At 76.6% G+C, this 13038-nt stretch carries 11 protein-coding genes; 8 read left to right on the forward strand and 3 right to left on the reverse strand.

The genetic code is table 11. The annotated features are described in order from the left end of the window. Positions 1-295 precede the first annotated feature (295 nt). The 8 genes from WME98_RS36720 to WME98_RS36755 all read left to right on the forward strand — a co-directional run bounded on the left by WME98_RS36720 (position 296) and on the right by WME98_RS36755 (position 7797). On the forward strand, positions 296-1966 hold the full coding sequence (locus tag WME98_RS36720; RefSeq protein WP_437946308.1) for a hypothetical protein: 1671 nt from the start codon (positions 296-298) through the stop codon (positions 1964-1966). 478 nt (positions 1967-2444) lie between these two features. Further along, positions 2445-2993, forward strand: coding sequence for a Spy/CpxP family protein refolding chaperone (locus WME98_RS36725; RefSeq protein WP_437946309.1), 549 nt, complete (start codon positions 2445-2447; stop codon positions 2991-2993). Positions 2994-3010: 17 nt separating this feature from the next. Next, the gene (locus tag WME98_RS36730; RefSeq protein WP_044988081.1) at positions 3011-3241 is read left to right on the forward strand and encodes a hypothetical protein; all 231 of its coding nucleotides are present in this window, start codon (positions 3011-3013) and stop codon (positions 3239-3241) included. A gap of 58 nt (positions 3242-3299) precedes the next feature. Further along, a complete protein-coding gene (locus tag WME98_RS36735; RefSeq protein ID WP_020734467.1) occupies positions 3300-3986 on the forward strand; it encodes a response regulator transcription factor in 687 nt (228 codons plus the stop codon). Continuing rightward, entirely contained in the window at positions 3986-5350 is a 1365-nt protein-coding gene (locus WME98_RS36740) for an ATP-binding protein (RefSeq protein ID WP_437946310.1), read from the forward strand. Before WME98_RS36735 ends, WME98_RS36740 begins: the two co-directional genes overlap by 1 nt. 169 nt (positions 5351-5519) lie before the next feature. Further along, positions 5520-5894: a response regulator gene (locus WME98_RS36745; RefSeq protein WP_437946312.1), complete on the forward strand. Its 375-nt coding sequence runs from the start codon at positions 5520-5522 to the stop codon at positions 5892-5894. 98 nt (positions 5895-5992) lie between these two features. Further along, on the forward strand, positions 5993-7114 hold the full coding sequence (locus WME98_RS36750) for a hypothetical protein (protein WP_437946313.1): 1122 nt from the start codon (positions 5993-5995) through the stop codon (positions 7112-7114). 119 nt (positions 7115-7233) lie between these two features. Further along, positions 7234-7797 carry a hypothetical protein gene (locus tag WME98_RS36755; protein WP_437946315.1) on the forward strand — a complete coding sequence of 188 codons (564 nt, stop codon included), beginning with the start codon at positions 7234-7236 and terminating at the stop codon, positions 7795-7797. 21 nt (positions 7798-7818) lie between these two features. On the opposite strand, the gene WME98_RS36760 is transcribed toward WME98_RS36755, so the two are convergent. Genes WME98_RS36760 through WME98_RS36770 form a run of 3 tightly spaced genes read right to left on the reverse strand, consistent with a single transcriptional unit; the run spans position 7819 to position 13032 of the window. Further along, positions 7819-8835, reverse strand: coding sequence for a PEGA domain-containing protein (locus tag WME98_RS36760; RefSeq protein ID WP_437946316.1), 1017 nt, complete (start codon positions 8833-8835; stop codon positions 7819-7821). Further along, positions 8832-11447, reverse strand: coding sequence for a Kelch repeat-containing protein (locus tag WME98_RS36765; RefSeq protein WP_437946318.1), 2616 nt, complete (start codon positions 11445-11447; stop codon positions 8832-8834). Before WME98_RS36765 ends, WME98_RS36760 begins: the two co-directional genes overlap by 4 nt. 13 nt (positions 11448-11460) lie before the next feature. Continuing rightward, complete coding sequence (locus tag WME98_RS36770) at positions 11461-13032, reverse strand: serine/threonine-protein kinase (protein ID WP_437946320.1); 1572 nt, start codon at positions 13030-13032, stop codon at positions 11461-11463. Between the last annotated feature and the right edge of the window lie 6 nt (positions 13033-13038).

The following is a 13038-nucleotide window of genomic DNA, read 5'->3' on the forward strand; positions in this document are numbered from 1 at the left end:
CGGCCGAGCGCGGCGAGGCGCCCGGCGCTCTCTCCTCGGCCCGGCGCTTCCTCCTCGACGCCGACGCGACGCACCGCGCGGTGGCGAGCCGCGGGCCGCGCTCGATCGGCGCGCCGCCGCCCCGCGTTCGCGCGTCGTTGCAGAACGACATCCTGGCGGTCCGCGGGGATGCGCGCCGCGCGCGTCGAGGCTCGGTTCCCGCCGGGCTTGCGCGCGCCACCGCCGCGCGCGCGGGCTGCCGGCGCGGATCCGGTTCTGGTATTCAGCGGAGCGGCCGGGGGAACACGGAGGAACGATGGCGGAGCGATCGCTGCAGCACCGGGATCCCGATAGCAAGGACGACGAGACGCTGAGGAGAGAAGCGCGCGTGCACCTCGCGAGCGAGCCTGCGCTGCAGCTCGTGGCGGAGCTGATCGCGCGGCTGCGCGAGCTCGATCTGCCGTGGTGGACGCCGGTCAAGCTGCGCGAGCGGTTCGGCGCGGTCGAGCGGATGAGCTGGTTCCGCGAGCGGAGCGACGTTCGCCAGCAGATCACGACCTCGCTCACGGGCCTCTCGCCGCGGGCCGCCCGCCGCAAGACGCCGGACTTCCAGGGCGCGCTCATCGACTCCGTCATCGACGAGGGCGACATCACCCCGCGCGCGTTCGAGGCCGCGTTCGATCCGCGCGATCTCGCCGTGTACGGCCCGGCCGGGGGCTACTGGCAGTTCTTCCGCGAGTCGATGCCGTGGGATCAGGACACGCCGCAGCACCAGGAGATCGTCGCCTGGCTGCTCAAGGCGCTGCTCGCGGACCGGAGCCCGTTCGAGGGCATCGGCAGGACGCCGATCCTCACGCCGTGGGACGTGCGCACGGCGATCGACGGCCGGCTGTGGCAGACCCGGATCCCGCTCGAGGTCCGCGTCGCCATCGACAACGCGCGGCTCAAGCAGGAGCGCGAGCGCCCGGGCGTGCCGTTCCACGCCGACGGCGAGCTCGCGATCGCCGGGCCGGACGTGATCGCCGCGAACATCCCGCCGCGCGAGATCCTCCCCGTGGTGCAGCTCGCGCAGAAGGCGATGCGCTTCGACGCGGCGCGCGCCGCCACGCCGAAGGCGGACGCGCCGAAGGCGGCGCCGGCCGAGGTGTCGTCGGTCCGCAGCGGCGCGCCCGCGCCGTCCGCCGCGCCGCCCGGCGGCGCGCCCGCGCCGGCCGTGCCGGCCGCCGGCGCTCCCGCGTCGGCCCCGGCGGCGTCCGCGCCGGTCTCGCCCGGCGGCGCGCCCGCGTCGAAGCCGGCGGCGCCCGCGCCGGTGTCGCCGGCCGGCGCGCCCGGTTCGGCGCCCGCGGCGTCCGCCCCCGCGTCGTCCGGCAACGCGCCCGCCTCTTCGCCGGCGGCGCCAGCCTCGGTGTCGTCCGGCGGCGCGCCGGATCCCGGCAAGCCCGCCGCGGCCGCCGCTCCGGGCGGGGCCTCCTCCGGGGCGGCGAGCTCGCCGCCGGCAGGGCTCCCGCCCTCGGTGAGCAGCCCGCCGGCCGGCGCTCCTGCGGGCTCGAGGCCGGCCGGAGGCATCACGCCGCCGAGCGCGATCGTGACGAAGCCGCCGTCGACCGGCGGCGCCGCGGCGGCGTCCGTCTCGTCGCAGGTGGCCGAGCCGCCGCGCAGCAGGCTCCCGAGCGACCCCGGCGTCTCGTCGGCGCGCGCGTCGACGCCTCCCGCGCCGCCCGCGCCGCGCGCGTCGACGCCGCCCGCGCCGCGCGCGTCGACGCCTCCCGCGCCGCCCGCGCCGCGCGCGTCGACGCCGCCCGCGCCGAGCGTCTCGCCGGCCGGGGTCGAGTCGCTCGACGATCTCGAAGCGGAGGACGCCGACGAAGGCGACGGCGCGCCAGCCGACAGCGAGCGCACAAATCCGTGGGCGGTCTCGAGCGACGAGAAGGCCAAGGCCGAGGTGGACGACCTGGACGACCTCGGCGAGGTGGAGCCGGCGAGGTAGGGCCGCCCGAGGGCGCGAGGTCGCACGGGCCGCGCGCCGCACGGCATCGTCGCAGCGCGGCGCCTCACCGCAGCGCGGCGCCTCACCGCCGCGCGGCGCCTCACCGCCGCGCGGCGCCTCACCGCAGCGCGGCGCCTCACCGCAGCGCGGCGCCTCACCGCCGCGCGGCGCCCCACCGCAGCGCGGCGCCTCACCGCAGCGCGCCGCTCCGTATCGCCCAGCACAGATCGCCGCGCCGCGCGCGGCCTCCTTCATCTTTCTTCACGAGCGCGCCTGCACATCCTTCACACGCCCTGCGCAGCTTCGTCGTGGCTCGGGGCCGCGCGTTTGCGGCTCCAGCCTCGCAGCCCGGGGCCGCGCGAGCGCGGCTCCGGCCGACTGCGACCGGGGCCGCGCGCGCGTCCGGACGAGCCGGGCGCCGCGCGGACATGCCCCGTGCACGTATCGACAGCGGAGACGCTCACGGAGGGTGCTCATCATGTTGGGATTCATCGTTGGAACGGCCTGCCTGATCGGCCTGATCATGACCCTGAAGCGCGCCGGCCGGTACGATTGCGGCGGGCACTGGGGCGCGGGGCCGCGCCCCTTCGGCCGGCGCGGCTTCGGCGGCTTCGGCTTCCGCCGTCGCTTCTTCCTGTCGTTCCTCTTCGACCGGCTCGGCACCACGCCGCCGCAGGAGAAGGCCATCGTCGCGGCCGTCGACGAGCTCCGCGCCGCCGCGGACGCGCACCGGAGCGAGATCCGCAGCACGCGCGCGGACGTCGCGGCCGCCATGCGGAGCCCGAGCTTCGACGAGACGCGCCTCGGCGAGCTCTTCGCGCGGCACGACACCGCCATCGAGTCGCTGCGCAAGGCCGCGGTCGGCGCGCTCGGCAAGGTCCACGCCGTGCTCGAGGACCGCCAGCGCGAGCAGCTCGCGGACCTCATCGAGATCGGGCCGGCCGCGTTCCGCGATCTGTGGTCCGGCAGGTCCGGTCGGCGCGGCCACCGCGCCGACCCCTACAGGACGCACGGCGAGTGGGCGTGAAGGAGGCAACGAAGACCATGATGCGACGCCAGATCACGATCACGCTGCTCGTCCTCGGCACCGTCTTCGGTTACGCCTCCGGCTTCTCGGCGCTGCGCTGCCGGGCCGAGGCCCGCCGCGACGCCTTCCAGCGCCACGTCGCGTCCCTCTGCGTGGACGCCGCGCGGGAGGCCGAGCGCTCCTCGTGGCGGAGCGCCGCGCCCGCGCGCCCCGCGGCGCCGGAGACCGACACCGCCCCCGGCCGCTGAGCTATACACGACAGAGGCGGCCGCCGCGCGCTGCCGCCCCTTCCCTTCGGGTCCCTCCATGGCGCTGCGGCTCCTGCTCATCGACGACGACTCCAGGCTCCACGCCCTGCTCGCGAGCTACCTCGAGCAGAACGGCTTCACGGTCACGGTCGCGTGCGACGGCGCGCGAGGCCTCGCGGCGCTCGCCGCGGGCACCTTCGACGCCGTCCTGCTCGACGTGATGATGCCCGGCATGGACGGCATCGAGGTCGTGCGCCGCATCCGGCAGAAGAGCTCGATGCCGATCCTCATGCTCACCGCCCGCGGCGACGAGGCCGATCGCGTGGTCGGCCTCGAGATCGGCGCCGACGACTACATCGCCAAGCCGTTCAGCCCGCGCGAGCTGCTCGCGCGCCTCCGCGCCGTGCTCCGGCGCGCCACGCCCGACGCCGCCGGCGAGCGGATCGTGGCCGGGGACATCGCCATCGACGTGCCCGGCCGCGTGGTCACCGTCGCGGGCAAGCCCGCGGAGCTCACCGGCATCGAGTTCGACATCCTCGTCGCCCTCGCGCGGCGCGCCGGCCGCGTCGTCGCCCGCGAGGCGCTCCTCGAGGAGGCCGGCCGCGGCGACGTCAACGTCGGCGGGCGGACCGTCGACGTGCACATCTCGCACCTGCGGCAGAAGCTCGCCGACGACCCGAGGTCGCCGAAGCTCATCAAGACCGTGCGCGGGGTCGGCTACGTGCTCGCCAAGGACCGCGCGTGATGCGCTGCCGCTCGTGGCTGTTCGAGAACGGGCGGAAGGTCTCGATCAACCGCTTCCTCAGCGCCCGGCTGCACCGCCGGATCTTCATGTGGTTCGGCGCGACCATCCTGATCACCGCGTTCGCGGCGATCGCGACGGTCGGCGCCATCGACCGCGTCGGCAACTCCGGCTGGCGGCACGAGCACGCCCGCGCCCAGTCCTTCGTGGGCCTCCAGTTCCAGCGGGTCTGGGGCGATCCCGTGGCCCGCGACGCCCTCGCCCGCGTGATCGCGGAGGAGTTCGACACCGACCTGGACCTCCTCGACGCGAAGGGGCGGCGGCTCGCGCGGTACGGCCAGCCCTGCCGGGTGCAGCCCCTGGTCGCGCCGGTCCCCGGCGACGGCGGCTCGCTCGGCACCGTGCTCCTCTGCCCCGGGCGCGGCCGGTCCGGCGCGTCCCTCCGCCTCGCCCTGCCGCTGTTCGCCGTGGCCGCCGTCCTGTGGGCGGCCTCGGGCCTCATCTCGCGCCGCCTCGCGCGCCCGCTCGTCGACCTGGCCCACGTCGTCCACGAGATCGGCGCCGGCAAGCTGTCGAGCCGGGTCCGGCTCGACCGCCACGGCCACGGCGAGGTCGGCGTGGTCGCCGAGGCGGTCAACGACATGGCCGCGCGCATCGAGCGCCAGATCGCCGACCAGCGAGAGCTCCTCGCCGCCGTGTCGCACGAGCTCCGCACGCCGCTCGCCCGGATCCGCCTGCTGACCGAGATGGCCCGCGGGGACGGCGGGGCCGGCGCGCCCGTGCTCGACGACCTCGATCGCGAGGTCATGGAGATCGACGCGCTCGTCGGCGACCTCCTGGCGAGCTCGCGCATCGACTTCGCCGCGCTCACCCTGACGCGCCTCGACCCGGCCGAGGCCGCGATCCGCGCGCTGGAGCGCGCCGGGCTCGACCCGACGCTGCTGGAGGTCGCCGAGGGGACGCCGGCGTTCGAGGCGGACGCGACGCTGCTGGCGCGCGCGCTCGCCAACCTGCTCGAGAACGCGCGCGCGCACGCGGGCGGGGCCGAGCGGCTGCGCGTCCGCCCCGGCGGTCCGAGCCGCGTCGTCTTCGAGGTCGAGGATCGCGGGCCCGGGTTCGCGGACGGGGAGGAGACGCGCATCTTCGAGCCGTTCTTCCGGCGCGAGCGGGCGCAGGGCGGGGAGAGCGGCGCCGAGCGCGGCTCGCTCGGCCTGGGCCTCGCGCTGTGCAAGCGCATCGCCGAGGCGCACGGGGGTCGCGCGTTCGCCGAGCGCCGCGGGGGCGGCGGGGCGCGCGTGGGCATCGAGCTCGCCCTGCGCCCGCCGGCGAGCGCCGCGCGCCTCCGCGATCGCCCTCGCCGCGTCTAGCATTCGCTCCTGGAAGGATGGCCACCGCGCGGCGTGGGGCCGGCCGCGGAGCGGACGCCGGGGGGGGGCGGCGCCCCGAGGCGACCACCCCGGCGCGAGCGGACCGGGCGGGCGCGTTCCCGCTTGACCGCGCGACGGCGCCGGTGCGAGGCTCCGTGAGCTCGCGACCATGCGTATCCTCCTCTGTGAAGATCAGGACGCGATCCGGCGCATGATCGAGGCGCTGGTCGGCGCGAGCGGCCATGAGGTCATCGGCGTCGGCACCGGCCCCGAGGCGGTGGAGCGCGCCCTGACCGAGCCCTTCGATGTTCTCCTGCTCGATCTGATGCTCCCCGGCAGCATGGACGGCTTCGAGGTCTGCGCGCGCCTCCGCGCGGACCCGGCGACGGCCAGCCTGCCGATCGTCGTGATCAGCGCCCTCGACGACCGCGAGGCGCGCGGTCGCGCCGAGGCGCTCGGCGCGACCGCCTACTACGCGAAGCCGTTCCGGCCCCTCGAGCTCCTGGAGCTCATCGGCGGGCTCAAGGCCGCGCGGCGGGCCTGACCGCCGCCGCGGCTCCCCGGCCGGCGCAAGAGCGCGCTGGAACGCGGCGCGGGTTTTGGCTACACCCCGCCGTCATGCACACTCGGTGGCGCGGGGTTATGGCTTCGATGCTCGCGGCGGTCGCCCTCTCGGGGCTCGCGGGCTGCGACGGGGACAAGAGCAAGGCGCAGTCCGCCGCCGACGCGGGCGCGCTCGACGCCGGCCCGGCGCTCCCGGTCGTCGGCGGCAAGCTCGGCGCGGAGCTCGCGGCGGCGGCGGCGTCGGGCGGCCCCGAGAGCCGGCCGGCGCCGGGCGGCGCGAAGGACGGCCCGCCGGAGAACGGCGTGTTCTCGGCGCAGGCGGCGGCCGCCGCGCTCCCGAAGGACGTGCCCTACAAGATCGAGGTCATCGACGCCGGCAGCGAGCCGCGCGCCCAGCTCGCCGCGAAGGTCGATCCGAAATCCGAGCAGAAGGTCGCCATGACGCTCGGGCTGCGCATGGGCGGGCCGCAGGGGTTGCCGAACCTCGAGCTCGGCCTGAGCATCAAGGCCGACAAGCCGGCCGACAAGCCCAAGGAGGGCGCGCCCGCGCCCGCGGCGCCGACGACGGTGACCGCGAAGATCACGTCGGCGACGCTCGCGTCCATGTCCATCGGCGGCCCGCCGAAGGAGCTCGCCGACGCGCTGGCGAAGCTGAAGGGGAGCGCCCTGCGGTACGATATCTCGCCGGCGAACGCGGTCAGCAACCAAAAGCCCGAGCTCGCCAAGGACGCCGACCCCGGGCTCCAGCCGCTGCTCGCCGCCCTCGGGGAGGCCATCGCGCTCCTCACGCCGCCGCTGCCGGACAGGCCCGTCGGCGCGGGGGCCTACTGGATGGTCACCGACCGCGCCGTGGTGTCGGGCGCGCAGCTGCCGGTGCTGCGCTACCGCGTCTTCAAGATCGAGAAGGTGGAGGGGGATGTCGTCTCGCTCAGCGTGGACACACGCCAGTACGCGGAGGGCGCCGACCTCAAGCTGCCGGGCCCGAACGGCGACGTCACGCTGACCATCGACCGGCTCGACTCCGCCGGCAAGGGCACGCTCACCTGGTCGCCGTCGAGCTACGCGCCGGGCACGGCCGACGCCTCGCAGCGGCTCCAGGCGCTGCTCGTGCCCCCCGGCGCCAGCGGCCAGCAGGCCGCCCAGCGCAGCGTCGCCCAGGTCGAGCTCACGGCGAAGATCGCGCCGCCCGCAGCGCAGTAGCCGCCCGCCGCGCGGGCGCGCGCCGCCGCGCCGCGCGGGCGCGCGCCGCCGCGCCGGGCCTGGAGAGCTTGGCGACCGCGCCGCGCCCCGGAGCGGCGCAGGGGGCGTTGGCTAATCCCGTGCATGAACGCCCATGCGGGGAGGCGTGGCGGCTGTCCGACCCGGCTGGCAAAGGCGGGCGAGTAGACTGCGCCACGACGGGCGGCATGAGCTACGGGGGCGGGCGGAACATGCACGGGTGCAGCCTCGAGACCTACCTCGAGGAGCCGGGGCTCACCGAGGGACAGCGGCGGCGGCTGCGGCTGTTCCAGACGGTGGAGGACGCCGTGAGCGATCGCGTGGAGCAGCTGTGCACGTGCAGCGAGCTCGAGGTGACCGACGCGGCGATCCTGGTCGTGTCCCCGGCGGCGCGCCGGCTGCTCTTCCGCAGCGCCGCGGCCGGCGGCGCGGACCCGCCGGCCGCGAGCGTCATCCTCGGCCACCGGGCGCGGCTCCACGCGTTCCTGCACGCCGTCCTGCCGCCCACGGACGAGGCGCCGTTCGACCCCTACGCCGACCTGCTCGCGCCCTCCCCGCCCCAGTGCGTCCGCGTGCTCATCCTCGACGAGGACTCGCTCACGGTGCTGAACTACGGCGCGTTCGTGGTGGTGAGCCTCGACCGCGGCGAGATGCCGACGGCGTAGCGACCGGCCCCCGCGGGCCGATCAGAAGCGCACGGTGAGGCGGAGCGGGCCGACGGCGGCGCGCGGCGAGGCCTGCTTCCGCGGGGCGCCGGTGGGGCCGCGGTCGAGGACCAGCACGAGCACGCCGGCGCCCGCCGCGAGGAGGCCGGCGCCCGCGACGATGTCGCCGGCGAGCGCCTGGGCCCGCGCGGCGTCGGCCGCGTCCCCGTCCCGCGTCGGCGCGTCCGACGCGCTCGCGACGCCGAGCAGGCCGATCGCCACGCCGGCCGCGACCGTGGTCAAGCCGCCGGCGAGCAGCACGATCGGCACGACGCGGACCGTCGCTGCGTCGGGCGCGGCGCCGTGCGCCGCGCGGGGCGCCGCGCCGCCCGGCAGCGCCTCCGCCGAAGGCGCCCGCGGCCCGGCGGAGGCGCCCGGGGTGGACGCGCCCGGCGCGGGGGCGTCGCGCTCCAGGGTCAGCATGACGACGACGCGGCTCCCCGGCGCCGCGGCGACGCTCCGCCGCGCCTCCCGGTAGCCCGGCGCGCTCACGGTGACCACGTGGTTCCCCGGGTTGACCGGCCGAGGGCGATCGAGCGCCGCCGCGGGCACCTCGACGCCGTCGATCTTCACCACCACGCCCGCGACGCCGTCCGGCGAGAGCCTCAGATCGAGCCCGGCGACGTGGCGCTCGAGCTCCTGCACCGCCTGCCGCGCGAGCTTCTCGTACTCCTTCGTCGCCGGCGCGGACGGCTCGACGAGGAACGCGCGGAAGCTCTCCAGCGCCTCGACGAGCTGGCCGGTCTGCTGCTGCGCCACCCCGAGGCTGTAGAGCGTGATCGGCGCGCGCTTGATCGCGAGCGAGCGCTCGTACCGCTCCCGCGCCTCCTCCCAGCGGCCCTGCTTGGCGAACTCGGAGCCCTCGATGAAGATCTCGCGCGCGACCGCGACGTCGGCCGCGCTCTGCGCCGCGGCGGGCGCGGGCGCCGCGAGGAGCCCCGCCGCGGCGATGAAGAGCGCGAGGGGGCCGGCGAGGGCCCGCGTCCGCCGCGGCGTCACGGCCTGAACCGCTCCCCGTCGGCGAGCAGCGAGAACCCGTCGAACCCGGACCACAGGATGAGCTCGGTCCCCGTCCAGACCCCCACGCCGTAGCTGTGCTGCCTGTTCGCCACCGCCACGCTCGCGCCCCACCCTGCCGCGGGATCGTACAGCTTCCCGTCCTTCTTGGGCATCGAATCGCTCCGCCCGCCCGCGATGAGCGCGCGCGTGCCGGTCCACGCGGTCCAGCCCGTGCGCCGCTCGCTGCGGCTGCGCCGCGAGGGGGCGTCCTTGTCGTCGACCGCGGCCCACGCGCCGGCCGCCGGGTCGTAGATCGCGCCGTCGCCGAGGTCGCGATCGCCCTTGTCCACGCCGCCCCAGACGAGCAGCCGGCTTCCGATCCAGACCGCGAACGCGTCGGCCCGCGGGCTCGGCGCGCCCGCGCTGGGCAGCGCCCGCCACGCGTCCGTCGTGGGGTTGTAGGCGTACCCGTCGCCCGTGGTCGAGTCGCCGGCGCGCCCGCCGAACAGGTAGAGCTCCGCGCCCGACCACGCCCACGCGACGCCGTCCCGCGCCGGAGCCGCGCCCACGCTGGAGACGGGCGACCATGCGTCGGCGACCGGATCGTAGAGCGCGCCGCCGCCCACCGGCGCGCCGCCCGCGGCGCCGCCCCAGATCAGGAGGCGCGTGCCGGTCCACACGGCGATCGGCGACCGCCGCGCCGTGGGGGCGTTCGTGGTGCTCATCGCGCGCCAGGTCCGCGCCGCCGGGTCGTAGGCGGCGCCGGTGGCCAGGCCCGCCGTGCTCCCGAACGCGCCGCCGCCCCACACGAGCACCCGGGAGCCCGTCCACGCCGCGCCGGCGAGCACGCGGGCCGAGGGGGCGCCCTCGATGCCCAGCGGCGACCACGCGTCGCGCGCCGGATCGTAGAGCCCCCCGTCGTTCACGTCCCTGTTCGCCGTGCGGCCGCCCCACACGAAGAGCGCGTCCCCGATCCAGGCCGCCGCGGCCATCTGCCGCGGCATGGGCGCGCCCGCCGCCGCCATGACGACCCGCGGGGGCGTGCACTCGCCGTCGCGGCACTCGCGGCCGCTCAGGCAGGCGTTGCCGCACGCGCCGCAGTGCTCGACCGAGCTCAGGCTGACGCACGCCCCGTCGCACGCCACGAGGCCGGAGCCGCAGGGCGGGATGCAGGCCCCGCCGGAGCAGATCTCGTCGCCGCTGCAGTCGGCGCTGGTGCAGCACTGGCGGCACGCGACGAGGCTGCAGCACTGCTCTCCGGCGGCGCAGCCCGTGCGCCGGCACGCCGTGCCGCCGGCTTCGCACACGTCGGTGGTGCAGCCGTCGCCGTCCGAGCAGTCCGCGTCCGAGCAGCAGGCGCGGCAGTCTGCGCCGCAGTCGTGCGGCGTGAACCCGCCGCACGCGCACACGCCGGCGACGCACGCGGCGCCCGGCTTGCAGGCGTTGCCGCACGCGCCGCAGTGCTGCGTGCTCCGGGCGAGATCGGACTCGCAGCCCGGCGCGCTCGGGTCGCAGTCGGCGAAGTCCGCGTCGCAGGCCAGCGCGCCGGCCTCGCAGTGCTGGTGAGGCCCCGCGACCACGCCGCACGCGCCGCAGTGGCGCGGGCTGGTCTGCGTGTCGACGCATGAGAGGCCGCACGCGGTGAGGCCCGGGGCGCAGGTGACCACGCACGCCGTGCCGTCGCAGCGCGGCGTGTCCGCCGGGCACTGCACGCCGCAGGCGCCGCAGGTCGCCGGGTCGGTGACGATCGACTCGCAGCCGGGCAGGCCGTCGCAGTCGAGGAGCCCGTTGGTGCAGGCGCAGCCGCCGATCAGGTCGCAGGCCATGCCGTCCGAGCAGGCGTCGCCGCACGCCCTGCAGCTCTCGGTCGTGCCGAGCGAGGCCTCGCAGCCGTCGTCGGGCGCCATGTTGCAGTCGGCGTACCCCGCCTGGCACCCGCACACGCCCGCCTGGCACTCCATGTTCGGCCCGCAGGTGACGCCGCAGGCGCCGCAGTGCGCGGGGTTCGACGAGCCGTCGGTCTCGCACCCCGTGTCGGAGAGGCCGTCGCAGTCGAGGAGCGGCGGCGCGCAGGCGCACTCCCCCTCGTCGCAGATCGCGCCCGAGGGGCAGCGGAGGGAGCAGCCGCCGCAGCGCTCGGGATCGCTCGTGAGATCGACCTCGCAGCCGTTCGTGACGATGTTCCCGTCGCAGTTGTCGAAGCCGAAGACGCACTCGGACGAGCAGTGGCCGCCCACGCAGAGCGTGTTCGGGCACGCCGCGCCGCAGGCGCCGCAGTTCGACGGATCGTTCAGCACGCTCGTGCACTCGCCGTCGCAGCACGACTCGCCGGCGCCGCAGGCGTTGCCGCAGGCGCCGCAGTGCCCTGGGTCCTGGCTCAGGTCGACGCACGCCCCGCCGCAGCACGCGTCCGCCGGGCAGTCCGGCGCGCAGCCGCCGGTCGACGTGCTGCCCGGCGCGCCGGCGCCGCCCTCGGAGGGCTTGTCGGAGAGGGCGCTGTCCGCGAGCAGCGAGCAGGCGCCGGTGAGCACGGCGAGGGCGAGCAGCAGCGGCCATCGCGCGCCGAGCGTGGGCTCGCGATGTCGCGCTCCGCGAGCGGGCCTCACGTTCATCGGCATCGCGGCTTCAGAAGTTCGGCCGAGCCGGGACCGGCAGGGCGGCGGAAGGGGTCTTCGAGGTCGTCCGCGGGGCGGCGCTCCGCCGGGCGCCCGCGTTCCGAGGCGACGCCGAGGGGCCGGCGCCGCCGTCCGTCGGCTCGCGGCGCGGCTCGCCGGCGGCCGCCGGCGCTCCGGCCGAGCGCGCCGGCGCGGGGTGGGCCAGGTTCCCGGCGTCTTGCCCGGCCGTCGTCGGCGCGGCGGCGGCGGCGGGCGAGGGCAGATCGCGCGGCGCGGCGGACGTCGCGGCCGGGGGCGGATCGGCGCCGCCGTCGCGCGCGGTCACGCCGCGCAGGGTGAACAGCGCGAGGCCGATGGCGACGACGGCCGCGACCGCCGCCAGCGCGACGATGGCGGAGCGCCGCCGGCCCGAGGGCGGCAGCGCGATCTCCTCGCGCTCCTCGCGCGCGATCGTCTCCACGTCCGGGCCGCTGCGCGGCGGGCGCGCGGCCGGCCGCTCCGAGAGGCGCCGCTGGCCGCCGTCGCTCAGCCAGTGCACGGCGAGCGACGTCCCGGTCACGTCCTCCTCGACCCCGTTCTCGGTGGCCCACCGCGCGAGCGCCACGCCCATGTCGCGCATCGTCCGCCACCGCCCGGCGCGCTCCTTGGCGAGCCCGCGCTCGATGATGCTCCACAGCGCCGCGTCGCCGACGCCGAGGTCGGTGATCGGCACCGGATCCTTCACGAGGATGGCGGCCACGAGGTCGTGGTAGTTGCCGCCGAGGAACGGCCGCTGCCCCGTGAGCGTCTCGTAGAGCACCACCGAGAACGCCCAGACGTCGGTCTGCCCGTCGACGTCGGTGATGCCGCGGGCCTGCTCGGGCGACATGTAGTCGGGGCTGCCGAGCACCGTGCCCGCCTTGGTCACGTCGCCGCCCGCGGTCTCGCTCCACACCTTGGCGATGCCGAAGTCGACGATCTTGGGGATGACGTCGCCGCGATCGTTCTTCACGAGGAAGATGTTCTCGGGCTTGAGGTCGCGGTGGACGATCCTGCGGTCGTGCGCCGCGGCGAGGGCGCTCGCGATCGGCAGCAGGATGCGGAGCGCGGCCGCGGGCGAGAAGCGCTTCCGGCGCTCGATCGCCTCGACCAGCTGCTCGCCGCGGAGGACCTCCATCACGATGTACGGATCGCGGTGATCGGACTCCCCGAAGTCGAGCACCCGGACGATCGAGGGGTGATCGATCCGTGCCGCGGCGCGCGCCTCCTGCTGGAGGCGCAGCGTCGCCTCGGTCGACGTGACCTCGCGCCGGATGAACTTGAGCGCGACGTCGATGTTCAGCACGTCGTTGTGGGCCAGCCACACCATCCCCATGCCGCCTTCGCCGAGGACGTAGCGCAGCCGGTACTTGCCGCCGATCACGTCGCCCTCGCGGTAGATGCGCCGCGTCGACCGCGCCGGGCCGGGCGACGGCGCGCCGACCTGCCGGAGCGACGACAGGAGCGAAGGATCGAGCGACTCCGGATCGAGCAGCTCCGGGTCGCCCGCGTCGGGGGCGCTGCCGCGCGGGAAGGCCGCGGACGACGACGAGGGGCGGCTCACGCCATC

It is taken from the genome of Sorangium sp. So ce296 (genome assembly GCF_051529605.1).
GTDB classification, from domain to species: Bacteria; Myxococcota_A; Polyangia; order Polyangiales; family Polyangiaceae; genus Sorangium; species Sorangium cellulosum_D.

Bases quoted from the DNA above. Each gene is read 5' to 3' on its own strand.
- WME98_RS36730 (WP_044988081.1), top strand. From the start codon at position 3,011: ATGATGCGACGCCAGATCACGATCACGCTGCTCGTCCTCGGCACCGTC.
- WME98_RS36745 (WP_437946312.1), top strand. From the start codon at position 5,520: ATGCGTATCCTCCTCTGTGAAGATCAGGACGCGATCCGGCGCATGATC.
- WME98_RS36765 (WP_437946318.1), bottom strand. From the start codon at position 11,447: ATGAACGTGAGGCCCGCTCGCGGAGCGCGACATCGCGAGCCCACGCTC.
- WME98_RS36750 (WP_437946313.1), top strand. From the start codon at position 5,993: ATGGCTTCGATGCTCGCGGCGGTCGCCCTCTCGGGGCTCGCGGGCTGC.
- WME98_RS36720 (WP_437946308.1), top strand. From the start codon at position 296: ATGGCGGAGCGATCGCTGCAGCACCGGGATCCCGATAGCAAGGACGAC.
- WME98_RS36740 (WP_437946310.1), top strand. From the start codon at position 3,986: ATGCGCTGCCGCTCGTGGCTGTTCGAGAACGGGCGGAAGGTCTCGATC.
- WME98_RS36735 (WP_020734467.1), top strand. From the start codon at position 3,300: ATGGCGCTGCGGCTCCTGCTCATCGACGACGACTCCAGGCTCCACGCC.
- WME98_RS36725 (WP_437946309.1), top strand. From the start codon at position 2,445: ATGTTGGGATTCATCGTTGGAACGGCCTGCCTGATCGGCCTGATCATG.